Genomic DNA, 26,836 nt, shown 5'->3' with positions numbered 1-26,836 from the left:
TCTGCTGCCAAAGGTTGCGAACCACACCAATTCCCCAGCCGCTTGCAATCAGCGCGCGCCCGCGCCACGCTTGCGGCATGCTTTAATGAAAGGCCAGCAGATGACGCTTTTGGATGCAGCGCGCTTGGTGCGTGACAACGCCCATGCCCCCTATTCGAACTTCAGGGTCGGCGCGGCGATCCGGGCTGCTGACGGCGTTGTTTACACCGGTTGCAACGTGGAAAACGCGGCCTATCCCGAAGGAACCTGCGCCGAGGCGGGTGCGATTGCGGCGATGGTTGCCGCCGGTCAGACGCGCATTCAGGAGGTTGCGGTGATCGCTGATGCACCGCGCCCGGTTCCGCCCTGCGGCGGCTGCCGCCAGAAGCTGGCTGAATTCGCAACCGCCGACGTGACGGTCACGATGGCCACGGCCGGGGGCGCGACACGTCAAACCACCGTCGGCGAACTGCTGCCCGGAGCCTTCGGCGCGGACGATCTGGCATGATCGCGCGCGATGTCATCGCGACGCTGCGCAACGGCGACCGACCAAAGGATGATGACATTGCGGCGTTCGCGGCGGGTCTTGCCGATGGCTCGGTCACTGACGCGCAGGCCGGGGCGTTTGCGATGGCCGTCTGCCTGAACGGGTTGGGCGACGCCGGGCGCGTTGCCCTGACGCGCGCCATGCGCGACAGCGGAGAGGTCTTGCACTGGGACATGCCCGGTCCGGTACTCGACAAGCATTCCACGGGCGGGGTGGGTGATTGTGTTTCGCTGCTGCTGGCCCCGGCACTGGCCGCTTTGGGCGCCTATGTGCCTATGATCTCGGGCCGGGGGCTGGGGCATACCGGCGGCACGTTGGACAAGCTGGAGGCGATACCGGGGCTGACCACTGAACAGCCCGAGGATGCGTTCCGTAGGATCGTCGCCAGCGCCGGGGCCGCAATCGTCGCGGCAAGCGGTGATATCGCTCCGGCTGATCGGCGCCTTTACGCGGTGCGCGATGTGACGTCGACGGTGGATAGTGTTGATCTGATAACCGCCTCGATCCTGTCCAAGAAGCTGGCTGCGGGGCTTGAGGCTTTGGTGCTGGACGTAAAAGTCGGCAGCGGCGCTTTCATGGCCACGACCCAGGACGCAACGGAGCTGGCCGACGCGCTGGTCGGAACAGCGAATGGCGCGGGCTGCGCAACCGCCGCCCTGATCACCGATATGAACCAACCGCTTGCCCCGGCGGTCGGCAATGCGCTTGAGGTGATCGAGGTGATGGAGGCACTGGTGGACGGCGACACGGATTCCGGCCTGTCGCAGATCACCTGTGAACTGGGCGGCACGGTTCTGAAGCTGGCCGGATTGGCAAGCGACAGCGCTGAAGGCGCGGGAATGGTAGCAGGTGCAATCGCATCGGGCGCTGCGCTGGAACGGTTCGGCGCAATGATCACCGCCATGGGTGGCCCGGCGGATTTCACCGACCGCTGGCGCGACCGCCTGCCTGCGGCCCCTGTGGTCATTGACTTACCCGCGCCCGCAACCGGCTATGTCGCGGCGATGGACGCGCGGATGATGGGCGAGGTTGTCGTGCGCCTTGGCGGTGGACGGTTGGTACAGGGGCAGACCATCGACGCCTCGGTCGGGCTGACCGGAATTCGCGCGCTGGGTGATGAGGTTGACGCCCGCGAACCGCTGCTGCAAATCCACGCATCCAGTCGTGAAGCGGGCGAGGCTGCGGCAACCGCGCTGGCCAATGCGATCCGGATCAGCGACACTTTGCCCGACCTCCCACCCCTTGTTCATCTGAGGCTGCCCTGATGCCCCGCGCCATTCTTGTTGTCCTTGATTCCGTTGGGATTGGCGGTGCGCCGGATGCCGAAGCCTTTGGCGACGCCGGATCCAACACGCTGGCCCATATCGCAGAAGACTGCGCCGCCGGGCGGGCCGATGACGGGCGCGCAGGACCATTGCAAATGCCGAACCTGGACGCGCTGGGCCTTGGCGCGGCGGTCCGGCTGGCCTCGGGCATCGAAGCGCCTGGGTTGGAGGCGACGCCGACCGGCCTCTGGGGGGCGGCGACCGAGGTTTCGCCGGGCAAGGACACACCGTCCGGCCATTGGGAACTGGCCGGGGTGCCGGTGCCCTGGGACTGGACCTATTTCCCGGACATGGAACCAGCCTTTCCCGATGACCTGGTGGCCGAGGTGTGCCGGATCGCAGGCACCGAAGGCATCCTTGGCAACCGACACGCTTCGGGCACTGTCGTGATCGCGGATGAGGGCGCGCGACATATCGAAACTGGCTGGCCGATCTGCTATACCTCGGCGGATTCCGTGTTCCAGATTGCCGCGCATGAGGAACACTTCGGCCTCGACCGCCTGCTGGACCTTTGCAAGCAGCTGGCACCAACCCTGCATGCCATGAAGGTCGGTCGGGTTATCGCGCGACCCTATATTGGCGACGCTGAGGGCGGATTCTCCCGAACCAAAAACCGCAAGGATTTCGCCATCGACCCGCCGTCGCCCACGCTGTGCGACTGGGTGCAGGGGGCGGGCCGTCAGGTGATCGCGGTCGGCAAGATCGGCGACATTTTCTCGATGCGGGGCATTGATGAGAACCGCAAAGGCACCGACGCCGAACTGATGGAACACTTGTTGGAGGTCATGGACGCGGCCCCCGACGGATCGTTCACCTTCGCCAATTTCGTCGAATTCGACAGCCTTTATGGCCACCGCCGCGACCCCGCCGGATATGCCCGGCATCTGGAATGGTTTGACTCGCAATTGCCGCGAATGCTGGACCGCCTGTTGCCCGACGACCTGATCCTGTTCACCGCCGACCACGGCAATGACCCGACATGGACTGGCACCGATCACACGCGCGAGCGTGCGCCTGTCATCGCCAAGTTCGGCGGCCCGGACGCGCCCGCCCGCGCGCTTGGCCAGATCGCCTTCGTCGATGTCGCGGCAAGCGTTGCCGCCCACCTCAACATTCCCTCTCAAGGCCCCGGAAAGTCATTTCTATGAGTGTTTCTGACCATCCCAAGATTGAGCTTCATTTGCATCTGGAAGGCGCCGCGCCGCCTGCCTTCATCCGCGGGCTGGCGGCCGAAAAATCGGTGAACCTGGCGGGCGTGTTCGACGATCAGGGCAACTATGCCTTCAAGGATTTCTGGGAATTCCTGAAGGTTTACGAGGCGGCGACCGCCGTGCTGCAAACGCCCGATGACTTCTATCGCCTGACCCGTGCGGTGCTGGAAGAAAGTGCCGCCAGCGGCGTGATCTACACCGAGATGTTCCTGTCGCCCGATTTCTGCGGCGGGCGCGATCTGTCAGCCTGGCGTGACTACCTCGCCGCGATCAAGACCGCGGCCGATGATGCCGAAGCGGCAGACGGTATCGTCACCCGTGGCATTGTCACAGCCGTGCGCCACGAAGGCCCCGATGCGGCGCGCGAAACAGCTCGCTGCGCGGTGGAAACGGCGGGCGGTTTTGTTACGGGCTGGGGCATGGGCGGGGACGAGGCGAAATTCTCCCAAGCTGATTTCGTCTGGTCCTTCGATTGCGCGCGCGAGGCTGGCCTGCGCCTGACCACCCATGCGGGCGAATGGGGCGGGCCGCAGTCGGTACGGGACGCCCTCGACCACCTGCGGGTCGAACGTATCGGCCACGGTGTGCGCTCCATCGAAGACCCGGCACTGGTTGACCAGCTTGCCGAAGACGGCGTCGTGCTCGAGGTTTGCCCCGGCTCCAACGTCGCGCTGGGCCTCTACCCGGATGTCCGGTCCCATCCGATCGACCAGCTTCGCCGCGCTGGTGTGAGATGCACCGTCTCGACCGACGACCCGCCGTTCTTCCACACCACCATGCGCCACGAATTCGACCGCCTGAACGATGCGTTTGACTGGGACGACGGCGAATTCCTGACGCTGAACCGGATTGCACTCGACGCCGCCTTCTGCGACGACGACACCCGCGCGAAACTGGCGAAACGACTGGAGCCGACCACATGAGCGATTACCTGACCATCGTCGATCACCCGCTGGTGCAGCACAAACTTTCGCTGATGCGCGAGGTTGAGACGCCGACCGCCGTGTTCCGCCAGTTGTTGCGCGAAATCAGCATGTTGCTGGCCTATGAGGTGACGCGCGAACTGCCGATGACGACGCATGAAATCGAAACCCCGCTGGAAAAAATGCACGCGCCAACGCTGGACGGGCGCAAGCTGGCGCTGATCTCTATCCTGCGGGCGGGCAACGGGTTGCTGGACGGCGTGTTGGAGTTGATCCCAAGTGCGCGCGTCGGATTTGTCGGCCTCTACCGGGACGAAGAAACGCTGCAGCCGGTGCAATATTATTTCAAGGTGCCGGGCCAGTTGGATGAACGTCTGGTCATCGCGGTCGATCCGATGCTGGCCACAGGCAACAGCTCGGCCGCGGCCATCGACCTGCTGAAAGGGGCGGGGGCCACGAACATCCGGTTCCTCTGCCTGCTGGCCGCCCCCGAAGGCGTCGCCCGCATGAAAGAAGCGCATCCAGATGTGCCGATTGTGACCGCCTCACTCGACAGCCACCTGAATGAACTGGGCTATATCGTGCCGGGTCTTGGCGATGCAGGCGACCGGATGTTCGGCACCAAATAACCAGCACGCGTCCCCCGTCTTTTCGCCAAAAATACTCCGGGGGGTCTGGGCGGGGGGTCTGGGGGGTTGACCCCCCAGCCATCGCCCGCGGCCACGAACCGGCGGATTTTCGATCCGACGGCCCACCCCCCGGATCAGCCACCGCAGATTTCCTGCAACGCGATCCAGTCACTGTCCGAGATCAGGCGCTCGTCCGGGGCCGGGACAATTGCGTCCGCCTCGATCAGTGCCAATGTGGTTTCGCCGGAAATGTCGCGCGCCAGCGCATAGGGGCGTGCGGGAACGCGTGCGGCCTCAAAACGTGCAAGCAGTGTTTCGTCGTCCAGTGACGCGGGCGGGCGGGTCAACATCGCCTCTCCATAGGCCGCCAGCCGTTCAGGGGGTACATTACCGCTGGTCAGCAGGCTGAACGCCACGCTGGGCCCGGCCCAGTCAAGCAGGGCGCGCATCGGGTCTGTTGCCCGGGCGCGGGCATCTTCGGCCAGGATGTATCCGGCGGTTGCTTCGACTTCTTCGACATCCTCGACAGCGGCACGCCCCAGCAAAATCGTCCCGCCGGGCAGGTGCACCGGATCAGCCAGGCCCTGCGGCATCACCCGCACAACACCGGCACCGATGCCGCGCAATCGCTGGTCAAGCGCTGCCAGCGCGTCGTTGCCGCGCGCCCCGGTGCAGGGGGCACCGGCGGATCTGCGGATGTGGGCGAACAGGGCCGACCCGATTTCGGCGCGTTTCGCATCCGGCACGACGCGCGCCGCATGGCGCACCACAGCACCGGGAAGCCAGGCCGCCAGCCCGATGATAGCGGCAATGAACGCGGCAATGACGATGATCCGGCGCAGCCGCCCGGGGTGGGGTTCTTCACGTTCGACTGTGCGGCGCACCTGTTCGATTGCATTGGTCAGGTCATCGCTTTCGATTTCAAGCTCTTCTTCGGCGCCGGCACCGGGGACAAAGCGCGCCGGACGTTCGCCCTTGTTGATCCGTTCAACCGCCGCCAGCGACCAATGCGCCAGCGTCTGGCCCGCGTTCGAGCGGATCACCAATGAACTGTCGCCAACCGAAACGCTGACATTCTGGCGCTGGGACTCTGCGTCCGCACGCCACAGGCCCGGCGCTTCTGACCGGTGGGAGTCGCTGAGATCTGTCATGGCCTGCCCGACGACCCTTTCGCCGCCCTCGTTTGCGCGCACTTTAGCCGAGGGCGCAGGGCGGCTGCAACAATGGCTTGCGCCGGGGTGCGGTCCGGCACCCGGCGATCAAAGTTTTTTGGCGGCCTCTCGCAATTCGAATTTCTGGATCTTTCCGGTCGAGGTTTTGGGCAGTTCGCGAAACACCACCGTTTTCGGCGTCTTGAACCCGGCCAGCCGTTCGCGGGCAAAGGCGGTCAGTTCGGCCGCTTCCAGCACTGCGCCATCTTTCAATTCGACAAAGGCGCAAGGCACCTCGCCCCATGTATCATCCGGTTTGGCCACCACAGCGCACAGCGACACTGCCGGGTGGTTCATCAGCACGCCCTCAACCTCGACCGAGCTGACATTTTCGCCGCCCGAAATGATGATGTCCTTGGCACGATCCGCGATCTGGATATAGCCGTCGGCGTGCTGCACCGCGATGTCGCCGGAATGGAACCAGCCGCCTTCAAAATCTTTCGCGGTGGCTTCGGGGTTCTTGAGGTATCCTTTCATCACCGCGTTGCCCCGGATCATGATTTCGCCCTGCGTCGCACCATCCATCGGAACCTGTGCCATGGTGTCCGGGTCCAGCACGGTGATCGCTTCCATCATCGGCATGGCGACGCCTTGGCGCGCTTTCAGCCCCGCAACCTCGGCCGGTTCTTTCGCGGCCCAGGCGTCATTCCAAGTGCATTCGGTGACGTGGCCATAGGTCTCGGTCAGGCCATAAACATGGGTGACGTTGAAGCCCAGATCCTCAATCTTGGCCAATGTGGCCGGGGCCGGGGGCGCGCCAGCGGTGAAAACCTCGACCGTGTGGTCAAAGCTGCGGCGCTGATCTGCCGGGGCATTGACGATCAGATTCAACACGATGGGTGCGCCGCCGAAATGGGTGACACCTTCGTCGGCAATCGCGTCATAGATCGCGCCTGCCGAGATATCGCGGCAACACACCACCGTACCGCCCAGAACCGGCATCATCCAGCTGTGGTTCCAGCCATTGCAGTGAAACAGCGGCACGATCGCCAGAAAGCGCGGATGCAGCACCATCCGCCACGAAATGACCGTCCCCATGGTCATCAGATAGGCGCCGCGATGGTGATAAACGACGCCTTTGGGCCGCCCGGTGGTGCCACTGGTGTAATTTAGCGCCAGAGACTCCCATTCGTCATCCGGCATGATCCAATCGAACGCCGGGTCGCCGGAATCCAGAAGGTTTTCGTAGGTCTGGTAGCGGCCCGTCGCAGCAAAGCCCGCCGCATCGTCCGCGACCTCGATGATTGTCGGGCCGTCGCCCTCCATCGCCTTCAAAGCCGCTTCGGCCAGTGGCAGGAATTGCGTATCGACCAGCACAACCTTGGCGCCGCCGTGGCTGAAGATATAGGCCACAGTGGCGACATCCAGCCGGATGTTGATGGTATTCAGCACCGCACCACAGGCGGGAACGCCGAAATGGGCTTCGACCTGGGCGGGCAGGTTTGGGATCAGCGTGGCGACCACATCGCCGGGCGCCACGCCCAGCCCGGCCAATCCGCTGGCCAGTTTGCTGACCCGCGCGTGATAGTCATCATAAGTTCGTCGGATATCGCCATAAACCAGCGCCTCGCGGTGCGGGAACACCTTGGCCGCCCGCGTCAGATGGCTCAGCGGGGTCAGCGCGACGTGATTGGCGGCGCATTTACCCAGTCCGGTCTCATCGTTCATCCAGCCCATTGCAACCTCCGCTTGGCGAACCCTCCGCCCCGGAGTATTGCCGAGAGGCAGGGGCGCGCAAGAGGGCAGCGATATGGAAACCGAGGCAACGGCAAAAGCGGCAGGTCTGGTTGTGGCGGGAATGACGCTGATCGGCTTCATGGATACCTATGTTTTCGTCATCGCCGCCGAGGCCGGGCTGGGCCAGTTCCATTTTATCCGCGCCCTGATCGCGATCCCGATGGTCTGGATCGCGGTGCGCCTTGGCGGCCATCGGCTTCGGGTGCGCAATCCACTTCGGGTGGCGATCCGCAGCCTGTTCTTCGCGCTGTCGATGCTGGTCTATTTCGGCGCGCTGGCCTTCTTGCCGGTGGCGAGTGTCGCCGCCGGCCTGTTCACGTCGCCGATCTTCGTGTTGTTGATTTCCGTTCTTTTCCTTCGTGAGCGTGTCGGCTGGCGGCGCGTGGCCGCGGTCGCAATTGGTTTCGCCGGTATCCTTCTGGTCCTGCGTCCCGGCGGGTCAGAGATCGGATTCTGGGTCTACCTTCCTGTGGTCGGCGGGCTCCTCTATGCCATTGCCGCGATCATCACGCGGCGCTGGTGCGCCGATGAATCAACCCAGACAATCCTGGTCGGTTTCTACCTGACGATGATCCTTCTGGGCGGAGCGGGCAGTGCCGCACTCAGCCTTTCGGGTCATGTGGTGCCCGACGGACAGGCCGGTTTCGTCCTGCGTGGCTGGGGGACGCTTGGCGGGGTGGTCTGGTTCTGGATCGTCGCGCAGGCGGTCGGGTCCAGCATCGCGGTTGCGATGATAACGCGCGCCTATCAGACGGCCGAAACATCTTCGGTCGCGATCTTCGAGTATTAGCTGCTGATCACCGCCGCGCTTTGGGGGTTGATCCTGCTTGGCCAGACGCTGGACGCGCTTGCGATAGCCGGGATGGTGATGATCGTCGTGGCCGGTGCGGTGCTGGCGCTGCGCGGCGATCAGCCCGGCCCGCTGAGGACGCCGGCATGATCATTTCGCCGGGGCGGCGTTACATCTTCGTTCATATCCCAAAAACCGGCGGCACCTCGATGGCGCTGGCGCTGGAGGGTCGCGCGATGAAAGACGACATCCTGATCGGGGATACGCCCAAGGCACGACGGCGAAAGCGGCGATTGCAGGGGGTTTCGACCAAGGGGCGCCTTTGGAAACATTCGACGCTGGCGGATGTCGACGGGCTGATAACCGCCGATCAGGCGCGCGACTGGTTTGTCTTCACGCTGGTGCGCAATCCCTGGGACCGGATGGTCAGCTATTATCACTGGCTGCGCGATCGGCGGTTTGACCACCCGTCGGTCACGCTGGCGGCCAAGCTGTCGTTCAACGATTTCGTTCTGCATGATCAAACCCGCGCCGCCATGCGTGCCTGGCCCGCACAGCGTTATCTGACCAGCGCGGCAGGTGTGGATTGCGCCGATGCCTATGTTCGGTTGGAGCATCTGGATGAGGATCTGAACGCGGTCCAGAAGCATCTGGGATTTGCGCTGCAGCTAACCCACGCCAACCCCTCGGACCGGCCCGATGGATATGCCGACGTCTATTCCACCGCCGCGGCGCAGGCTGTGGCCGAGGATTGCGCCCCCGATATCAACGCTTTCCGCTATCGGTTCCGCCTGGATACCAGCTGACCGGCGCATGACGTCAGGCGCGAACCTCTGAATATCATGACAATCATAGGTTGTCACAATTCTGCCCGATTTCCATCATAATTCGTTAACCACTGTGGGGGCGCAGCACACGGGCGAAAGCGGAATTTGCTGACAGATTGGAACAGTCCCGGCCAGATTGATGGCGGCGATGGCGGATTCTGCCCCGGTGCCGGTAATCCGTTGGGTGGAGATGCAAGCGCGCTGGCGTTCAGTACGCGCGTTGCCGGGGCGCTGGGATGGCTCAAGGCGGGCGCTCTGGGTCCGGGCGACAGGATACTGACCTTCGACAATGGATTGCAGCCGGTGACTTCGGTCAAAACCGGATGTCTGTGGGACGGTGACTTGCCGATGCCCGAGCCTTTGCGCCCGCTGGCGGTGCCGCACGGGGCGCTGGGCAATGCCGCCGAACTTCTGTTGCTGCCCGAGCAGATCGTGATGTTGGAATCCGACATTGCCGAGACCCTGTTCGGGGATCCCTTCGCATTGGTCACAGCCGCGCAATTGCATGGTTTTCGCGGCATCCGCCGGGTCAGCCCTGAAGAGGTGATTTCGACCGTGCGCCTGACATTTGACGAGGATCAGCTGGTTTTTGCCGGGCTGGGCGCGGTGTTTTATTGCCCGGCCGCCAGCAAAGCCGGGGATCTGACATTGCACGCGGCGAACTCGCGTTACCGGGTGCTGCGCCGGGATGAGGCTCAGGCGCTGATCCTGCAGATGTCGCGCGACAGCGGCTTTGACGCAGACCCGTCCGATCCGTCGCTTGGCGCGCCGGGTCGCATGCGCGTCGTCACGGGCTGATCAGGCGGCCTGGGCGGCGTTGCCCCCGCCGAAACGGGCGTAGAAGCCGTCACCCGCCTGCGCAATATCGCGCAGCAGGTCGGGGGCGGTAAATCGCGCGCCATGCGCTGCGGTCAGCGTGTCGCATATCCCGACCGCCTGCGCGGCACCGATCATGTCCAGCCAGCTGAACGGTCCGCCAGACCACGGACAGAACCCCCAGCCCAGGATCGCGCCGACGTCGCCTTCGCGGATGTCGGTCAGAACGCCAGCCTCGAATGCGCGCACCGCCTCCAACACCTGCGCCATCAGCAGGCGGTGCTGGACCTCGGTCACCGCTGGCTGGTCCGCGGCATTTGGGTATTTCGGGGCCAGCCCATCCCACATCATGCCGCGCTGGCCTTTGTCGTTGTACTCATAAAAGCCCGCGCCTGCCTTTCGGCCCAGACGCCCAGCCTCGGACATCCATTCGAACATATCGAGCACCATCTGATCGTCAAAGGCTTCGCCCAGGGCCGCTTTCGTCGCTTTGGCGATCCGCAGGCCGAGGTCAATCGAGGTCTCATCCACCAGTTGCAGGGGGCCAAGCGGCAGGCCCAGCAGGCGGGCAGCGTTTTCCACCAGAACCGGGTTCACGCCTTCGGTCACCATGCGCATCCCCTCGTTCAGGTAGGGGATGATGCAGCGGTTGGCATAGAAGAACCGCGCGTCGTTGACGACGATGGGCGTCTTGCGGACTTGGCGCACGAAGTCGAGCGCTTTGGCCACCGCGCGGTCGCCGGTCGCTGCGCCCTTGATGATCTCGACCAGCAGCATTTTGTCGACAGGGCTGAAGAAATGGATGCCGATGAACTGTTCGGGCCGCGCGCTGGCCTTCGCCAGATCGCTGATCGGCAGGGTCGAGGTGTTGGTGGCAAAGATCGCATCCGGTCCGACGATGGCTTCGACCTTCTGCGTGACCTCGGCTTTGATCCTGGGGTCTTCGAACACCGCCTCAACAATCAGATCGCAGCCCTTCAGCGCGGCGAAATCATCCGTCGCGGTGATCCGGTTCAGCACCTGTGCCTTCTGATCCTCGGTGGTTTTCCGAAGCTTGATGCCTTTGTCGAGGATGCCTTCGGAGTAGGATTTCCCCTTGTCAGCCGCCGCCTGCGCCTGATCGACCAATACGACCTCGATCCCCGCATTGGCGGCGACATAGGCGATCCCGGCCCCCATCATGCCTGCGCCAAGGATGCCAACCTTCTTCACCGTCTGATCCGTCACATCGGGACAGTTCGCGCCCTTTTCCAGCGCTTCCTTGTTGATGAACAGCGATCGGATCATCGCTTCCGAACTGGGGTTCATCAGCACGTTGGTGAACCAGCGCGCCTCGATTTTCAGGGCGGTTTCAAAGGGCACCAGCGCGCCTTCATAGGCCGCCGACAGCAGCGCCTTGGCGGCCAGATAGACACCCTGCGTGCGTCCGTTGACCATGGCGCTGGCCCCGACGTAAGTCATGAACCCCGCCGGATGATAGGGCGCGCCGCCCGGCATCTTATATCCCTTCGTATCCCAGGGTTTGACGATACCGGGGTCCGACAGAACCCAGGCCTTGGCCGCGCTCAGCAAGTCTTCGGCTGGCACAACCTCATCCACGATCCCGGCGGCTTTCGCGCCCTTGGGATCCTTCAGCTTCCCCTCCAGCAACAGCGGAGAGGCCGCCATCGCCCCCATCTTCCGGATCAGCCGTGTCGTGCCGCCCGCACCGGGGAACATGCCAAGCTGAATTTCCGGCAGACCGATTTTCGCCTTCGGATTGTCCGCAGCGATGATCCGGTGGCAGGCCAGTGGCAGTTCCAGCCCGATGCCAAGTGCTGTTCCCGGCAAGGCCGCAACGATGGGTTTGCCGCCCTTGTTGGTCTTTGCATCCATACCGGCGCGTTCGATGCGGCGCATGATGCCGTGAATCCGCATCAGCCCATCAAAAAGCCCTTGCGCCGGATTGTCCCCCGCAACGTCCTTCATCTGCGCCAGCACATTCAGATCCATACCACCCGCAAAGGACCCCGGCTTGCCCGAGGTCAGGATCACGCCCTTCACGGCATCATCTGCCAGCGCCTGATCTATCAACGCCTCAAGCGCATCCCAGCCGTCCAGCGACATGACGTTCATCGACTTGCCGGGCGTGTCCCACAGGATGGTGGCAACGCCGTCGGCATCGGTGGTCATGGTGAACGCCGTCATTGCCCGGGCCCCTCTGCGGGAACGCTTGCGTGATCCCATGGCTGCGCTTCTTCGGCAAAGAAAATGCGGTCAGGTGAAATGGCAGCGGGCGCGTCGAGCGCTCCCGCAAGCGCCATCACGATGTCAGGCGCGCGTGTCGTTGTGCCCCAAAGCGGGCTTGCGCAGGTCGCGCAGAAGAATTTGGTGACGGTGCTGCCGCTGTCCGTCTGGCGCGCCCATTCGCCCACCGGACCAGTCGATGAAAACCCGGCGGCGTCATGACAGAACTGCACTGCGTGGCCTGACCCGGACAGATGTTGGCAGGATCGGCATTGACAGATGAAGGCGAATTTCGGCGCGCCTTGCGCTGTGAAATGCACCGCGCCGCAGGCGCATCCTCCGGTCAGATCGCTCATGTTTCCCCCTCGAACGGGGTTCCGTCCTTTTTGGTGAAGGTGTCGCCACGCACGACCATGTCGATGTCAGAGTACCAGCAAACCTCATCCGTGAAATCGGTGCCGATGACCAGAAAGCTGGCTTCGGCGTCCGATCTGTTCACCATGTGATGGCCATTGGCGACCCCCGCCTTCCAGGCTGCGCATTCGCCGGGGCGCATCAGTGTTTCGCCGTCATCTTCGACCAAAACCAACTCACCCGAGACCATGATCAGGAACTCATCCTCCTTCTCGTGCCAGTGCCGTTGAGAGGCGATGCCCCCCGGCGCCAGCATCACCATATTGGCCCCGAACTGAGTCAGCCCGGCGGCTTCTGCCAACCCTTTGAAACTGCGACCCGCCATCGGCGCATCATGCGGCGCGGGGTACGAGGATCCGGTGCGCAGTGGCACGGCAGAGGTATCAATTTTCGGCATCCTAAACCCTTTCAATTATCGTCGCGGCACCCATGCCCGAGGCCACGCAAAGCGTTGCCAACCCGACTTCTTTGTCAGACCGCTCCAATTCTTCCAGCAGCGTCCAAGGATCATTGCACCCGTCGCCCCCAGCGGATGACCCATCGCAATCGCGCCGCCGTTGACGTTCAGCTTGCCATGGTCCACGTCGAAGGCCTGCATGAAGCGCAGCACGACGGACGAGAATGCCTCGTTCACTTCGAACAGGTCGATGTCGCCGATCTTGGCCGTGGCGCGTATTCGCGCGCGGGGTTTCAGGCCGTTGGCCTTGCCAAATTCCGCTGAGCCGATGAGGACCGCCGCCGTCCCATCCACAATTCCGGAAGAGTTGCCCGCGTGGTGGATGTGGTTGATCGCCTCAAGATGCGGGTATTTCATCAGCGCCACCTTGTCGAAGCCGGGCATCACCTCGCCCATGTCCTTGAAACTGGCCTTCAGCGCGCCGAGCGATTGCATGTCGGTGCCGGGGCGCATGTATTCGTCGCGCTCGATGATCAGCAGACCGTTCTGGTCGTGGATCGGCACGACCGAATTGGCGAAATGCCCTGCGTCCCAAGCCGCCGCCGCGCGCCTTTGGCTTTCGACGGCAAAGGCGTCCGCGTCATCGCGGGAAAACCCGTATTCGGTGGCGATGATGTCCGCAGAAATCCCCTGCGGCACGAAATAGGTTCCCATCGCCAGTGTCGGATCCACCGCAATCGCCGCCCCGTCCGAGCCCATGGGAACGCGGCCCATCATCTCGACCCCGCCAGCGACATAGGCGTTCCCCGCGCCACCCTTCACCTGGTTGGCGGCAAGGTTCACGGCCTCTAACCCGCTGGCACAGAACCGGTTGATCGCAAGGCCCGGCACCTGTTGGTCAAAATCGCTGGCAAGGACAGCGGATCGCGCCAGGCACCCGCCCTGTTCCTTGACTTGCGTGACATTGCCCCAGATCACATCCTCGATCGCCGCCGTATCCAGATTATTCCGCGATTTCAGCGTATTCAGGATCTCGGCCGACAGGCGCACGGCCGTCACCTCGTGCAGGAACCATCGGTCCGGCCCTTCCCGCGCGGAGAGCGGATGGCATCAAAGATGAAGGCGTCAGCCATTTGAAAGAACCTCACTATACAAAGAGACAACCCCCAACAGCGCGATCAGGGTCAGCGCGACGGCCACCCAGGCAATGCGCAGTTTATGCCGCGCGATGGCCACCAGACCTGGGCTTGCCGGGGCAAGCCGGCCCAAAAGCATCGGAAAGGCAATCAGGATCACGCCCTGTAGTAGACCGAACACCAGCAGCGCGGACAGCGACAGTGCGACGGCGGCCCCATAGGCAAGGATCGTGGCAAGCGCATCGCCTGCCGGATCAGGCGCATCGCCGGTTGCCCGCACCCGCGCAATCCGCGCCAGCGCCAAAGTCAGCGCGGCGGCGATCAGCCCCAATGGAATTGCTATGATACCGATCATGCGGTGAACCCCCTCGGCATCAGATCATAGGGGTGTTTCAAGCCTGGTGTCGCCGCGATCCGGTCCAGCCAGGCGTCAATTGCCGGATAGTCCGCGCGATCAAAGCTGAACGGTTCCGGCATGTAGAGATACCCGCAGCACGAGATATCGGCGCACGTAATCCCGTCGCCAACCAGCCAGTCACGGGTCGAAAGCTCGGCCTCGAGCACCTTTAACCCCGAGGCCAGTCGCATCGCCAGAAACGCATTCACATCCGCGTTTCGTTTGGCTTCGGGCAGGTAGTTCATGTTGAACCTGAGCGTTCCGGCGGTGCTGGAAATCTTGTGGTTGTCAAACAACACCCAGCGCCAGACCTCGCGCCGCTCAGCCGGGTTTGCGCCGCCCAGCTTGCCGGTCTGTTCGATCACCCAATCCTGAATGATGCCTGACTGGGTCAGAACCAGATCCTCCGCCACCATCACCGGAACTTCGCCCATCGGGTTCAGCGCGCGAAACTTTTCCGTGCGGGTTTCGCCGTTAAAGAAGTCGACGAAGACCGGCTTCCAATCCAATCCGGCCAGTTCCAGCGCAAGTGCCGCCTTATAGGCGTTGCCGCTTTCGGCCATGCAGTGGAGTTTGATCTTCATCAGCCGGTTCCTCGGTTCAATGGGAAGGCCGGGGGTTTCACACCCCCGGACCCCCGTGGAGTATTTTCAAAAAGAAGACGGGTGCAAGTTACGAAAAATTAACCACGAACTCGTAACTTCGATCCTGCGGTACAGGCTGGAGAGCTGATGACCGTAAAAGGAGACGGCACTCCGCAGCAGGCAGCGAAGTCGTTTGCTGCGGGGCGTCGCCGGACCATCTTCTTTTTCCAAATACTCCCGCCGGAGGCATCCCGAACTCTCGACCCGTGCACGGCTCATTTCTTGCGCGCCTCCAACTCGCCCTGGAAAATCCTCAGCCTTGGCGTCAGGCCTTCGGGGTCGGTTATCCCGTCGAGGTTTTCAAACACGAAAGACAGCGCCTCATCCTCGCTCAAGCCTGCGTCGGCCGCAAACCGGCGCAACCGGCGGTACGCGTCTTCGGTCATGGCGGCGCTGAAGCGGCGGGTCAGGCGGAAACGTTTGGGCATTAGGGCCTTTCATTAAGGCGGCTCAGAAATGGTCGGCGTCCAGGGCCATGACAGGGGTGGCACCCGACAGGATGCGCGCCTTGTGCATCGAAACGGCGGGCAGGCGGCGCGCCATGTAGAAGCGCGCTGTCGCCAGTTTCGCCTCATAAAACGCCGGATCGCCGGTGCCATCAGCCAGGGCTTTGGTCGCCACAACAGCCATCCTTGCCCACATATAGCCCAGCCCGACGTGCCCGAACAGATGCATGAAATCATAGGATCCCGACAGCGCCTCGTTCGGGTTCTTCACGCCGTTTTGGACAAAGACTTGCTGGGCCTGTATCGTCATCTCGAACCCCTGATCGGTCAGGAACCCTTTTAGCACCGGCGTCAGAAGCGAGATCATCGCCTCGGCTTCTTCGTCCTGATTTCGGCGCGCCTTGTCGATCATCTGCGCGCCCCTTCGACAAAGCTTTTCTGGTCCAGCAGGTTGCGGCGGATATCCGGATGAACGATCAGCGGGTCGGCCGGGCCATCGGGGTTTTCGTCGCCGGTCACCGCGCGGCCCTGAAGGCGTTCGCGCGCATAATCCAGCGCCGCCTGATAGGCCGGTTCGGCCTGCGCATAGCCCTGCAGACCGACGCCAAGGCGGGCTTCGTTCATCATCGTGAACATCGCCCGCATGCCCTTATGTTCGGCCCCCAGCAGATAGCCAGTGGCCCCGTCATAGTTCATGACGCAAGTGGCATTGCCGTGAATGCCCATCTTCTCTTCAATCTTGCCGCAGGTCACGGCGTTGCGGTTGCCAAGGCTGCCGTCCTCGTTGACGAGGAATTTGGGCACAATGAACAGGCTGACGCCTTTGATCCCTTCGGGGCCGTCGGGAATTTTTGCCAATACCAGGTGGATGATGTTGTCGGTCAGATCATGTTCGCCGGCCGAAATGAAGATCTTCTGGCCCGTGATCGCATAGCTGCCGTCGCCCTGCGGTTCGGCCTTGGTGCGCATCAGGCCCAGATCCGTGCCGCAATGAGGTTCGGTCAGGTTCATGGTGCCGGTCCAGTCGCCCGAAACCATGCGCGGCAGATAGGTCGCCTTTTGCGCGTCGGACCCGTGGGCGTGGATCGCGTTATAGGCACCGTGGGTCAGGCCCAGGTAAATCTGAAACGCCATATTGGCCGAGACGAATATTTCGCCCACCGCGGTGTTGAGGACATAGGGCATCCCCTGACCGCCATAGTCGGGGTCGCAATCCAGACCCGTCCAGCCGCCCGCCTTCATTTGCGCATAGGCGTCCGCGAACCCGTCAGGCGTGCGCACCACGCCATTTTCCAGCTGGCATCCCTGCTGGTCACCGACCGGGTTCAGCGGCGCCAGCACATCGCGCGCCAGCTTGCCCGCCTCATCCAGGATCGCCCGCGTCAGGTCCGGTTCAAGCGCGTCATAGCCTTCGATCCCGGCATGTTCGACGTCGAGAACTTCGTGCAGAACGAATTCCAGATCGCGAACCGGGGCGTTGAAGTCGGGCATTCAGGCCTCCGGCTGTATCAGGCGCTTTTATCTTTGTCGTTGATCTGTGCCAGCAGTTGCTCGCCCCATTTCAACTGTTCCTTGAGGTCCGAGATTACGTCATTCAACTCGTCCCGGCGCGCTTCCAGATCAGCCAGATGTTTCTGCGCGATTTCATAGGTACGCATGTACTGCGTGGTCTGGCCGTCGCCCAGATTGTAAAGGTCCAGCAGCTGACGGATCTCTTCCAGCGAGAATCCGAACCGCTTGCCGCGCAGGATCAGCTTGAGGCGCCCGCGATCCTTGCGCGTGTAAAGGCGTTTCTGCCCTTCGCGGATCGGCGCAATCAGCTCTTTTTGTTCATAAAAACGCAATGTGCGCGCCGTCACATCGAAGGCGTCGCACATCTCTCTAATCGTCATCAACTGGTCAGTCATCGTATATCCCAAACTGTGGCATGCCGTGGAGATGGAGGGCGGCAGGCGGTTTCGCAAGTAAAATTGACGTTTACGTAAGCCGACGTTGCGTCATTTCAGTTTTCGGCATCATTGTTGCTGTCAGGTGGCTTTTCGGGCCGTTATATTACTCGAGTGTTGCGGCGCTTTCGGTGCGCAGTCTTTTCAGATCCCGTATCGAATCGTCCAGTTCGCGGCGCTGATCTTCCAGGGCCTGTATTTGTCGATCTGCTGCGTCAAGCCAGGCTTCGGTCTGGGCGCGGGTGCCCTGTTCTTCGCGCAATGACAGCCATTGGCGAATTTCTTCAAGCGAGAATCCAAAGCGGCGACCGCGCAGGATCAGGATCATTCGCGCAACCTCACGCGGGCCATAGATCCTGTTGCGTCCTTCACGGGCTGGTTGCAGCAGCTCGATATATTCGTAATACCTGAGCGTGCGCGGTGTCACTTCGAACTTCGCGCACATTTGTTTGAAGCTCAGCGTATCGTCCTTCATTGGCCGTCCCGCTCCCGCTGTGGGTTACCGTAGGGTAAATTGCCGAAAAGGGCAACTTTGCAGTGATTAATGCGCGGGCCCAAAGCGGTGCGACTGTTTGGAAACGACGCTCAAGCGCCAAAAAGGGAACGATATGTCTGACCAAAGGGCCCGGTTGGCACGCCAGTTTATCGAGGCGATCCCCCACTCGCGCGCGTTGGGGATGGCTTTGGTTGATATCGACGATGGCAAGGCTGCGATCGAAATGCCCTACGACGCGCGGTTCGTCGGCGATCCTGCGACAGGGGTCATCGCGGGCGGGGCGGTTTCGGCGCTGATGGATACCTGTGGCGGGGCGGCCGTGATGAGCCATCCGCGTGCCCCGATGGGAACGGCGACGATTGATCTGCGCATTGATTATATGCGCCCCGCAACGCCGGGGCAGCGTATCCGGGCCGAGGCGACCTGCTATCACATCACCCGGTCGGTCGCGTTTGTGCGCGCTGTGGCCCTGGACGAGGATGCCGACCGTCCGGTCGCCACCGCCACGGGCACCTTCACGGTTGAGGGCGCGTAATGGCACGTACCTCAAAACGCCCCGAACCGGTACAGGTGGTCAAGCAGCGGCGTGACGAGGCGCTGCGAACGCTGGTCTCGGGCATCCCCTATATGACCTGGCTTGGCATCGCGTTTGAACGGCGCGGGGATGAGCTGACGGCGATCCTGCCCTATGATGAAAAGCTGATCGGCAATCCGATGATCCCGGCCCTGCATGGCGGCGTCACGGCGGCATTCCTTGAATCCGACGCTTTGATCGAGCTTGGCTGGTCGATGATCTGGCCCGCGATGGAAAGCGGAGCAGAGGCCCCGGTCAGCCTTCCGAACCTGCCCAAGACCATCGACTTTACTGTCGATTACCTGCGTTCCGGCCTGCCGCGTGATGCCTATGCAAGGGCGCGGATCAACCGTTCTGGCCGGCGCTATGCCTCGGTGCATGTCGAAGCCTGGCAGGACAACAGGTCGCGCCTTTTTGCGCAGGCGACCGGGCATTTCCTGATGCCCGACGCCGCCGAGCAACCCTGATGAGTGACACTTCGGCGGATCTGCCGCTGACGCACCGGCGTGTGCTGGCGATTGCCGCGCCGATTGTTTTGTCCAATGCGACCGTTCCGATCCTGGGGGCGGTTGATACTGGCGTCATCGGTCAGATGGGGCAGGCGGCACCGATCGGCGCTGTCGGGATCGGTGCAATTGTGCTGGCGACGAACTATTGGGTGTTCGGATTCCTGCGCATGGGAACCACCGGGCTGGTCGCGCAGGCGCGCGGCGCGGGCGAGACGGCGGAAACCGGCGCGTTGTTGATGCGCGCATTGATGATCGGTGTCGCCGGAGGGGTGCTGTTCATCCTGTTGCAGGTCCTGCTGTTTGCCGGGGCTTTCGCGCTTGCGCCCGCCTCGCCCGAGGTTGAGGGGCTGGCCCGCGATTACCTGACGATCCGCATCTGGGGCGCGCCAGCCACCATCGCCCTGTTCGCCGTCACCGGCTGGCTGATCGCGATGGAGCGCACCAAGGGCGTGCTGGTTCTGCAACTGTGGATGAACGGGCTGAACATCGGCCTGGATCTGTGGTTCGTCCTGGGCCTCGGCTGGGGGGTCGAGGGGGTGGCGATCGCCACGCTGATCGCTGAATGGACCGGGCTGGCGCTGGGCCTTTGGCTGTGTCGGGCGGCATTTCAGGGGGACCAATGGCGTAACTGGGCGCGGGTTTTTGACCCGGTGCGCCTGCGCCGGATGCTGTCGGTGAATGCCGATATCATGATCCGGTCCGTCCTGCTGACGGTTTCCTTCACCAGCTTTCTGTTCCTGGCGGCCGATCTGGGGGATGTCACATTGGCCGCCAATCAGGTGCTGCTGCAATTCCTGGAAATCACCGCCTTTGCGTTGGACGGGTTTGCCTTTTCGGCAGAGGCGCTGGTCGGGGCCTCGGTCGGCGCACGGTCACGCAGCCGCGTCCGGCGTGCCGCGATTCTGACCTCGCAATGGGGGGTTGGCGGGGCGTTTCTGCTGGGTGGGTTCTTCCTGCTGACCGGGCCTTGGCTGATCGACCTGATGACCACCTCGCCCGAGGTGCGGGCCGAGGCGCGCATCTATCTGCTGTGGGCCGCCGCCGCCCCGGTCCTTGGCATCGCCAGCTGGATGTTTGACGGCATCTATTTCGGCGCAACCTGGACGGCCGAGATGCGCCGCGCGATGATCCTTTCGGTGGCGATCTATGTGGGCGCGCTGATCCTGCTGGTGCCAAGCATGGGCAACCACGGGATGTGGCTGTCGCTGATGATCCTGAACATCGCGCGCGGCGTGACCCTGGGCTGGGGTTACCCCAGTCTGGAAGCGCGGATTGGGGGCTGAGGCGGGCCGAATGCGTGTTGCTGCGATTGGTTTTGGCCTTGGGCGGATGCTGGCGGATTATCCCCGCGCCCGGTGCGCGCCGCAAGGCGCAGGGCGCGCGCCGGACCGGTCCCGCCGGTCAGGCGCTGGTCTGAACTTGGCGCGTCCAAGCGAAGTAATGACCAAACCTGAACCATAAATCATGCAAACTCTATGGCGCAGCGCCAGCCCACCGGTCCGGCACGCGCCCTGCTTGCGATGATTTGGTGAACGCCCGCTCGCGGCCAAACCAACTACGTTGTACCTGGGCCTCAAAACGGCTCGATCAGCTCCGGCCCCTGCGCCCGGTTCGAATTCACCGCCGGGTCGACGCGGTGCCAATTCAGCACGCCTTCAGCCGGGGGCTGCATCAGTGTCGCGGCCGCTTTGCATGCCTCACCCAGCCAAAGCGGCCAGTCGTCCGGTTCCAGGATCACCGGAACCCGGTGGTGAATGTCCGTCATCGCGCCGGTCGCGCCTGTTGTCAGCATGGCACAGGTGTCGATCGGTTCATCGCTGCCCCAGGTCTGCCAGATCGCGGCAAATACGATCGGGGCACCGTCACTGCGGTGAATGGACCAGGGCAGGCGGTTGCCATCGGCGTCCTTGGTCCATTCGTAAAACCCGGTCGCCGGGATCAGGCAGCGGCGTTCGCGCACGGCTTTGCGGAACGCAGGCTTCTCGGCCACGGTTTCGGCGCGGGCGTTTATCAGCAACGGCCCTCCGGCGGGCTTTTCGTACCAAACCGGAATAAAGCCCCAACGCATCGACACCAGCCTGCGATCATTGTCGCCCGCGCGGATCACATGGACTTGCGTTGTCGGACAGACGTTATAGCGCGGAACCTCGGGCAGATCATTCGCGGGCAGCGCGCCAAACAGTTGCGCCATCGCGTCAGAGGGCAGGGTGATGGCAAAGCGTCCGCACATCAACCGAGTTTGGGGGCGCAGCGCGATGCAATCAACCCTGCATCGAAGCATCATGGCTCTGCCCTGTGCCGCGCCCCCTGCCTTGACTGGACTTGCCGCGCCTGCGGCGACCTTGCCATTCAGTTCACGCCGAGGCGCGCGACCGTCCCGGCATCGGCGCAGGAATGCAGCGCACGCCCGTCAACACCGCCAGCGCGTCGGCGCCCATCAGGCCAAGCAAGGGGCCCGAATTGCATCGCAGCCCGCCGGTATAGGTGCCGTATGCGGGCATGATGATGCGGTGGGCGTCGATCAGGAAGCAGGGTTTTGTAACACCGCCGATCCGTGCTTTGGGATGATAGTGGCCGGACACCTCAGCCACCGCATTCGCATCCGCGATGTGGCGAAATGTCAGCCCGCCGCGCGAGACTTCGTGCCGATAGCTGCCCCCCAAACCAAGCGCGCCCGGATCGTGGTTGCCTTCGACCCAGATCCATTCACGCCCCGCCTGAAGCCGGGCGATCCAGCCGTGCGTGTCTTCATCCAGCTCTGCACTGGCGGCAGGGTCGTCGAAACTGTCGCCAAGGCAGATGACCAGGCCCGCGCCGGTGGACTCGATGTCCCGCCCGAGCCGCATCAAGGTGTCAGAGGTTTCATACGGCGGCAGCATCAGCCCGCCGACGCGCGCAATGCGACCCGACTTTCCAAGATGCAGGTCAGAGACAATCAATGCCGATTGATCCGCCCACCAAAGTGCGCCTGATGGCATCGCGCTTAGGGCTGCACCGGCGAATTTGAAACCGAATTCGTTCACGGCTTGTTCTTAGCGGTTCTGCCGAACAATGCGCAAGTACCCTCAGCAGGTCAGCTGCGACAATGCTCTGGCTGGCTTGGAAGGTTTTTTGGGGGGCTGCTTGTCAGTTCGAACCGGAGGTCGCGACAATCAGCAACACAAACACACCAATCTCCAGAACGGGCATTGGCACATGAAACGGTTTGATACATTTAATCTTCATCATGACCACATACTTACCATGACGGACCGGAAATCCCACCTGTCCATTTGGACAAGACATGCGTCTGGAAGGTGAACAAATCGTTTCTGAATTCTTTAAACTTACGTTGGGTAACTCTGCCTATGCGTGTAAACCAGGCTGACACTTTTGCATGGTCAGCCTGATTATCTTCACGATATCATCAAGTTAAGCAGATTTCGCCAGATCGCGCAGCACATAGTGCAACACACCGCCGTGTTCGATGTATTCTTTTTCGATCGCGGTATCGATTCGGCACTTGAGACTGATAGTCTCAATTTTTCCATCTGCGCGCTTAATCTCACAGGGGACGATGGCGCCGGGCTGCAGGTCACCTTCCAGGTCGGTGATGGTGACGACCTCATCCCCTTTCAGGCTTAGCGACTTGCGCGACACGCCGTCAGTGAACTCGAACGGGATCACGCCCATGCCGACAAGGTTCGAGCGGTGGATACGCTCGAAAGTTTCTGCGATCACGGCTTTCACACCCAGCAGGGCGGTGCCCTTCGCGGCCCAGTCGCGTGACGATCCAGCGCCGTATTGCTCTCCGGCGAAGACGACCAGCGGGACGCCCTGGTCCTGCCAAGCCATCGCGGCGTCGTAGATCGAGGCCTGCTGCCCGTCCGGTCCCAGGGTATAGCCACCCTCGACCCCGTCCAGCATCTCGTTCTTGATGCGGATGTTGGCGAAGGTGCCGCGCATCATCACCTGATGGTTGCCCCGACGTGACCCGTAAGAGTTGAACTCGCGCGGGGCGACCTGATGGTCCATCAGAAAGCGGCCCGCAGGGGTGCTGTCTTTGAACGAACCGGCCGGGCTGATGTGATCGGTCGTCACCATGTCGCCAAGAATTGCCAGAACGCGCGCGTCTTTGACGTTACTGATCACGCCGGGTTCAGCGCTCATGCCCTGAAAATACGGCGGGTTCTGAACATAGGTCGACGTGGCCGGCCAGTCGTAGGTCAGGCTGTCGGTTGTTTCGACGCCCTGCCATTTTTCGTCGCCGGTGAAGACCTCGGCGTATTTGGACTGGAACGCTTCGCGCGTGACGGTCTTTTCGACCAGCTCGGCAATCTCGGCCTGGGTTGGCCAGATGTCTTTCAGGAAGACGTCGTTACCATCCTGGTCCTGGCCCAGCGGTTCGCTGGTCAGATCGATGTTCATGTCCCCGGCCAGCGCATAGGCCACAACCAGTGGCGGGCTGGCCAGATAGTTGGCGCGCACATCCGGGCTGATCCGCCCTTCGAAGTTGCGGTTGCCCGACAGGACGCTGGTGGCGACCAGATCGCCGTCGTGAATGGCCGCCGAAATCTCGGGCTGAAGCGGGCCAGAGTTGCCGATGCAGGTGGTGCAGCCATAGCCGACCAGATTGAAGCCGATGGCGTCCAGATCTTCCTGCAGGTCTGCGGCTTCCAGATAGGCCGATACCACCTGCGATCCGGGCGCTAACGAGGTTTTCACCCAGGGCTTCCGATTCAGCCCCAGCGCGCGCGCTTTGCGCGCCACCAGACCTGCACCGATCATCACATAGGGGTTCGAGGTGTTGGTGCAGGACGTGATCGACGCGATCACCACCTTGCCCGACGACATGGTGTAATCTTCGCCCTCAACCGGGAACGTCTTGTCCATTGGGCGCTTGAATGTCTCTTCCATTTCCCGGGCGAATGCCGCCTTGGAACCGGTCAGGGCCACGAAATCCTGCGGGCGCTTGGGCCCGGAAATCGCCGGAACGATGGTTCCCATGTCGAGGCTGAGTGTATCCGTATAGATCGGGTCGTAATCTGCGCCACGCCACATGCCGTTGGCCTTGGCGTAGGCTTCGACCAGGGCAATCGTCTCATCCGCGCGTCCTGTGGTGCGCAGGTAACGCAGGGTCTCACCGTCAATCGGGAAGAAGCCGCAGGTGGCGCCGTATTCCGGGGCCATGTTGCCGATGGTGGCCCGATCTGCCAGCGGCAGGCGGTCCAGCCCTTCGCCGTAGAATTCGACGAATTTGCCGACGACGCCTTTTTCGCGCAGCATCTGCACGACTTTCAGCACCAGGTCGGTGGCGGTTGTGCCCTCGACCATTTCACCGGTCAGTTTGAAGCCGATGACCTCGGGGATCAGCATCGAGATCGGCTGGCCCAGCATCGCGGCTTCGGCCTCGATTCCGCCGACGCCCCAACCAAGGACCGCCGCGCCATTGACCATTGTGGTGTGGCTATCGGTGCCGACCAGCGTATCGGGATAGGCAACCAGATCGCCGTTCTGATCCTTGTCGGACCAGACAGTCTTGGACAAATATTCCAGGTTCACCTGATGGCAGATGCCGGTGCCCGGCGGCACGACCTTGAAGTTGTCAAAGGCGGACTGACCCCATTTCAGGAAGGTATAGCGCTCCATATTGCGCTCATACTCGCGGTCGACATTCATCTGAAAGGCGCGCGGATTGCCGAATTCGTCGATCATGACCGAGTGGTCGATGACCAGATCAACCGGGGCAAGCGGGTTGATCTTTTCGGCATCGCCGCCGAGTGCCACAAGGCCGTCACGCATTGCTGCCAAATCCACAACTGCCGGAACACCGGTGAAATCCTGCATCAGAACCCGCGCCGGGCGATAGGCGATTTCGCGTGGATTCTTACCGCCCTTGGCTGCCCAGTCCGAAAATGCCTTGATGTCATCTGGGCTGACGGTCTTGCCGTCTTCGAACCGCAGCATGTTTTCCAGCACCACCTTCAGCGCCGCAGGAAGCCGTGAAAATTCGCCAAGGCCTGCCTTTTCGGCAGCATCCAGCGAATAATAAGCATAGGATTTACCATTCACTTCAAGAGTTTGACGGGTTTTGGCGCTGTCGTGGCCGACTTGAACAGGCATGTGCTGCCCTCCTGTTGAATCAGATGTAGGCGGATTTGATCCCGATGTGCCGCATGGGCGCGGGCTGGGCAAGTAGATGAAACATAATTTGTATACCGTGGTGTACTGTCGTCGAAAACCGCTGCACTGGCAGAGTTGCATTGCAACAACGCCGACACAATCAATCTCAAAACCTTGATTGGCGTTGAACGGGAACGCCCCTTAGGTAGGACAGGCAATCCACCGAAAGGCCCTGCCTCATGTTCCGTCTTGCTGCGGCTGCCGCCGCCCTGGTCCTCAGCCTGACGTCCGCCCCGGCCCATGCCGCCGACCCTGTCGTCGTGGTCGAATTATACACAAGCCAGGGCTGCAGTTCCTGCCCGCCGGCAGATAAATTGCTGGGCGAGCTGGCCGGTCGCAAGGACGTCCTGCCGCTGGCGCTGCATGTGGATTACTGGGATTATATCGGCTGGGCCGACAAATTCGCCAATCCCGCCCATACCAAGCGTCAACGCGCCTATGCGCGGGTTGCGGGCAGCCGCTCGATCTATACGCCGCAGATGATCGTTGGCGGCAAAGACCACGTGATCGGCTATAAGCCGATGGCGGTTGCGGATGCAATCCAGGCCAACCGGAAATTGGTCCCGATCGAGATCGGGATGGTCCGCAGCGGCAACTCCATCGTGATTTCCGCCCAACCACAGGGCAGGCTGCCGTCGGACATGCAGATCCAGTTGGTGCGCTATGCGCCGCGTCAAAGCGTCAAGATCGAACGCGGAGAGAATGCCGGAAAGACCATCAAATACCACAACATCGTTCTGGACTGGTCCGTCGTCGGCAAATGGGATGGCCGCGCGCCTTACCGGGCCGAGGTCAGCGCGCCGGCCGACGGCAAATATGCGGTGATCATTCAGCGCCGCGGTCCGGGCCCGGTGATTGCGGCGGCGCGGTTGAACTAACCCGCGTTTTCCCCGGCCTTGCTGGCGTTCCAGACGTCCAGCGGTATCCGCTTCCAGCGTTTGTGCAGATAAAACCATTGTTCGGGCCGTGCGCGGATGCGCGCCTCTAGCCCGTCGTTGAGCGCCTGCATCATTTCCTCAGGGGTGGAATGGGGGATCGGGGCGTCGATCTCGGCCATGAAAGCAAGACCATCGTCCTGGCGGGTGCCATAAAACGGAACCAGCAACGCATCATGGCGCAGGGCGAGCTCCGCCGGTGACAATGACGTCATCGTAGGCCGATCAAAGAACGTCAGCATCGCCCCTTTTGAGACATGCAGGTCAAACAGCACCATGATCGGTTTGCCGCCCTTCAGGTGGCGCACCAACCCGGCCAGCCCGCGTTGATTGCGCGGAAACAGATGCCCGCCGACAGCGGCCAGCGCGGTGACGTAATGCCGGTGCAGGTGTTTGTTGGAAGGTTCACGGTACAGAGCCGCAAGTTCGAACCCATTGGCGACCACGGCGGCCCGTGCGGCGTTGTAATTGCCGAAATGGCCGTCGCAAACACCATTGGTCGCCCGGCATCGCGCGCGGCGGTGATCGCCGCGACCCCCGGTCCGGTAAGGGGCAGTGC

26 protein-coding genes and 2 pseudogenes are annotated in these 26,836 nt (G+C 62.4%); 12 read left to right on the top strand and 16 right to left on the bottom strand.

Going from position 1 to position 26,836, the window contains the following annotated elements:
• Window positions 1-4 precede the first annotated feature (4 nt).
• The 5 genes from GKR99_00825 to GKR99_00805 are packed head-to-tail and all read left to right on the top strand — an operon-like array spanning window position 5 to window position 4,614.
• The gene (locus GKR99_00825; GenBank protein ID NKB26175.1) at window positions 5-487 is read left to right on the top strand and encodes a cytidine deaminase; all 483 of its coding nucleotides are present in this window, start codon (window positions 5-7) and stop codon (window positions 485-487) included.
• Window positions 484-1,791, top strand: a complete 1,308-nt coding sequence (locus GKR99_00820; protein NKB26174.1) for a thymidine phosphorylase — start codon at window positions 484-486, stop codon at window positions 1,789-1,791. The genes GKR99_00825 and GKR99_00820 overlap by 4 nt, the downstream gene beginning before the upstream one ends.
• Window positions 1,791-2,999 carry a phosphopentomutase gene (locus GKR99_00815; GenBank protein ID NKB26173.1) on the top strand — a complete coding sequence of 403 codons (1,209 nt, stop codon included), beginning with the start codon at window positions 1,791-1,793 and terminating at the stop codon, window positions 2,997-2,999. Before GKR99_00820 ends, GKR99_00815 begins: the two co-directional genes overlap by 1 nt.
• Window positions 2,996-3,985 carry an adenosine deaminase gene (locus GKR99_00810; GenBank protein ID NKB26172.1) on the top strand — a complete coding sequence of 330 codons (990 nt, stop codon included), beginning with the start codon at window positions 2,996-2,998 and terminating at the stop codon, window positions 3,983-3,985. The genes GKR99_00815 and GKR99_00810 overlap by 4 nt, the downstream gene beginning before the upstream one ends.
• The gene (locus GKR99_00805) at window positions 3,982-4,614 is read left to right on the top strand and encodes a uracil phosphoribosyltransferase (protein NKB26171.1); all 633 of its coding nucleotides are present in this window, start codon (window positions 3,982-3,984) and stop codon (window positions 4,612-4,614) included. Before GKR99_00810 ends, GKR99_00805 begins: the two co-directional genes overlap by 4 nt.
• A gap of 134 nt (window positions 4,615-4,748) precedes the next feature.
• Here GKR99_00805 and GKR99_00800 read toward each other — a convergent pair whose 3' ends face one another.
• Both GKR99_00800 and GKR99_00795 read right to left on the bottom strand, forming a co-directional pair.
• A complete protein-coding gene (locus tag GKR99_00800) occupies window positions 4,749-5,765 on the bottom strand; it encodes a hypothetical protein (protein ID NKB26170.1) in 1,017 nt (338 codons plus the stop codon).
• A 108-nt stretch (window positions 5,766-5,873) separates the two neighbouring features.
• On the bottom strand, window positions 5,874-7,502 hold the full coding sequence (locus tag GKR99_00795; GenBank protein NKB26169.1) for an AMP-binding protein: 1,629 nt from the start codon (window positions 7,500-7,502) through the stop codon (window positions 5,874-5,876).
• Between the two features lie 73 nt (window positions 7,503-7,575).
• Between GKR99_00795 and GKR99_00790 the strand changes: the two genes are divergently transcribed.
• From GKR99_00790 to GKR99_00780, 3 genes are all read left to right on the top strand, one after another.
• On the top strand, window positions 7,576-8,352 hold the full coding sequence (locus GKR99_00790) for an EamA family transporter (GenBank protein ID NKB26168.1): 777 nt from the start codon (window positions 7,576-7,578) through the stop codon (window positions 8,350-8,352).
• 146 nt (window positions 8,353-8,498) lie between these two features.
• Entirely contained in the window at window positions 8,499-9,158 is a 660-nt protein-coding gene (locus GKR99_00785; GenBank protein ID NKB26167.1) for a Type II secretory pathway, pullulanase PulA, read from the top strand.
• A 126-nt stretch (window positions 9,159-9,284) separates the two neighbouring features.
• A complete protein-coding gene (locus GKR99_00780) occupies window positions 9,285-9,977 on the top strand; it encodes a hypothetical protein (protein ID NKB26166.1) in 693 nt (230 codons plus the stop codon).
• Here GKR99_00780 and GKR99_00775 read toward each other — a convergent pair whose 3' ends face one another.
• The 10 genes and pseudogenes from GKR99_00775 to GKR99_00730 form a co-directional block, all read right to left on the bottom strand.
• Entirely contained in the window at window positions 9,978-12,182 is a 2,205-nt protein-coding gene (locus GKR99_00775) for a 3-hydroxyacyl-CoA dehydrogenase (GenBank protein ID NKB26165.1), read from the bottom strand.
• Window positions 12,179-12,577 carry a GFA family protein gene (locus GKR99_00770; protein NKB26164.1) on the bottom strand — a complete coding sequence of 133 codons (399 nt, stop codon included), beginning with the start codon at window positions 12,575-12,577 and terminating at the stop codon, window positions 12,179-12,181. The genes GKR99_00775 and GKR99_00770 overlap by 4 nt, the downstream gene beginning before the upstream one ends.
• A complete protein-coding gene (locus GKR99_00765) occupies window positions 12,574-13,032 on the bottom strand; it encodes a cupin domain-containing protein (protein ID NKB26163.1) in 459 nt (152 codons plus the stop codon). The genes GKR99_00770 and GKR99_00765 overlap by 4 nt, the downstream gene beginning before the upstream one ends.
• Before the next feature lies 1 nt (window position 13,033).
• Window positions 13,034-14,165 (bottom strand): annotated as a pseudogene (locus tag GKR99_00760) (acetyl-CoA C-acyltransferase).
• Window positions 14,158-14,523, bottom strand: a complete 366-nt coding sequence (locus tag GKR99_00755) for a hypothetical protein (protein ID NKB26162.1) — start codon at window positions 14,521-14,523, stop codon at window positions 14,158-14,160. The pseudogene GKR99_00760 and the gene GKR99_00755 overlap by 8 nt, the downstream one beginning before the upstream one ends.
• Window positions 14,520-15,149 carry a glutathione S-transferase gene (locus tag GKR99_00750; protein NKB26161.1) on the bottom strand — a complete coding sequence of 210 codons (630 nt, stop codon included), beginning with the start codon at window positions 15,147-15,149 and terminating at the stop codon, window positions 14,520-14,522. The genes GKR99_00755 and GKR99_00750 overlap by 4 nt, the downstream gene beginning before the upstream one ends.
• Before the next feature lie 275 nt (window positions 15,150-15,424).
• Window positions 15,425-15,637 (bottom strand): hypothetical protein, encoded by a 213-nt coding sequence (locus GKR99_00745; protein ID NKB26160.1) that lies wholly within the window; start codon window positions 15,635-15,637, stop codon window positions 15,425-15,427.
• Between the two features lie 22 nt (window positions 15,638-15,659).
• Window positions 15,660-17,146, bottom strand: a pseudogene (locus tag GKR99_00740) (acyl-CoA dehydrogenase).
• A 17-nt stretch (window positions 17,147-17,163) separates the two neighbouring features.
• Window positions 17,164-17,562, bottom strand: a complete 399-nt coding sequence (locus GKR99_00735; GenBank protein ID NKB26159.1) for a MerR family DNA-binding protein — start codon at window positions 17,560-17,562, stop codon at window positions 17,164-17,166.
• Between the two features lie 145 nt (window positions 17,563-17,707).
• Window positions 17,708-18,076 (bottom strand): MerR family DNA-binding protein, encoded by a 369-nt coding sequence (locus GKR99_00730; protein ID NKB26158.1) that lies wholly within the window; start codon window positions 18,074-18,076, stop codon window positions 17,708-17,710.
• Window positions 18,077-18,209: 133 nt separating this feature from the next.
• Here GKR99_00730 and GKR99_00725 point away from each other — a divergent pair, with 133 nt between their 5' ends.
• From GKR99_00725 to GKR99_00715, 3 genes are read left to right on the top strand one after another with little or no spacing between them, the layout of a single operon-like run.
• The gene (locus tag GKR99_00725) at window positions 18,210-18,632 is read left to right on the top strand and encodes a hotdog fold thioesterase (GenBank protein ID NKB26157.1); all 423 of its coding nucleotides are present in this window, start codon (window positions 18,210-18,212) and stop codon (window positions 18,630-18,632) included.
• Window positions 18,632-19,138 (top strand): PaaI family thioesterase, encoded by a 507-nt coding sequence (locus GKR99_00720; GenBank protein ID NKB26156.1) that lies wholly within the window; start codon window positions 18,632-18,634, stop codon window positions 19,136-19,138. The genes GKR99_00725 and GKR99_00720 overlap by 1 nt, the downstream gene beginning before the upstream one ends.
• Window positions 19,138-20,463, top strand: a complete 1,326-nt coding sequence (locus GKR99_00715; protein NKB26155.1) for an MATE family efflux transporter — start codon at window positions 19,138-19,140, stop codon at window positions 20,461-20,463. The genes GKR99_00720 and GKR99_00715 overlap by 1 nt, the downstream gene beginning before the upstream one ends.
• Window positions 20,464-20,753: 290 nt before the next feature.
• Here GKR99_00715 and GKR99_00710 read toward each other — a convergent pair whose 3' ends face one another.
• The 3 genes from GKR99_00710 to acnA all read right to left on the bottom strand — a co-directional run bounded on the left by GKR99_00710 (window position 20,754) and on the right by acnA (window position 25,282).
• Window positions 20,754-21,410, bottom strand: coding sequence for an SOS response-associated peptidase (locus tag GKR99_00710; protein ID NKB26154.1), 657 nt, complete (start codon window positions 21,408-21,410; stop codon window positions 20,754-20,756).
• A gap of 124 nt (window positions 21,411-21,534) precedes the next feature.
• Window positions 21,535-22,203: a ligase-associated DNA damage response endonuclease PdeM gene (gene pdeM / locus GKR99_00705; GenBank protein ID NKB26153.1), complete on the bottom strand. Its 669-nt coding sequence runs from the start codon at window positions 22,201-22,203 to the stop codon at window positions 21,535-21,537.
• Between the two features lie 388 nt (window positions 22,204-22,591).
• Window positions 22,592-25,282, bottom strand: coding sequence for an aconitate hydratase AcnA (acnA, locus tag GKR99_00700; GenBank protein ID NKB26152.1), 2,691 nt, complete (start codon window positions 25,280-25,282; stop codon window positions 22,592-22,594).
• Window positions 25,283-25,521: 239 nt separating this feature from the next.
• Between acnA and GKR99_00695 the strand changes: the two genes are divergently transcribed.
• Entirely contained in the window at window positions 25,522-26,220 is a 699-nt protein-coding gene (locus GKR99_00695) for a DUF1223 domain-containing protein (GenBank protein ID NKB26151.1), read from the top strand.
• Here the strand turns inward: GKR99_00695 and GKR99_00690 are convergent.
• On the bottom strand, window positions 26,217-26,723 hold the full coding sequence (locus GKR99_00690; GenBank protein NKB26150.1) for a hypothetical protein: 507 nt from the start codon (window positions 26,721-26,723) through the stop codon (window positions 26,217-26,219). The two genes, GKR99_00695 and GKR99_00690, sit on opposite strands and share 4 nt — an antisense overlap.
• Between the last annotated feature and the right edge of the window lie 113 nt (window positions 26,724-26,836).

Source organism: Paracoccaceae bacterium (genome assembly GCA_012103375.1).
Lineage (GTDB): Bacteria > Pseudomonadota > Alphaproteobacteria > Rhodobacterales > Rhodobacteraceae > WLWX01.
This window is presented reverse-complemented; position numbering and strand designations above follow the sequence as displayed.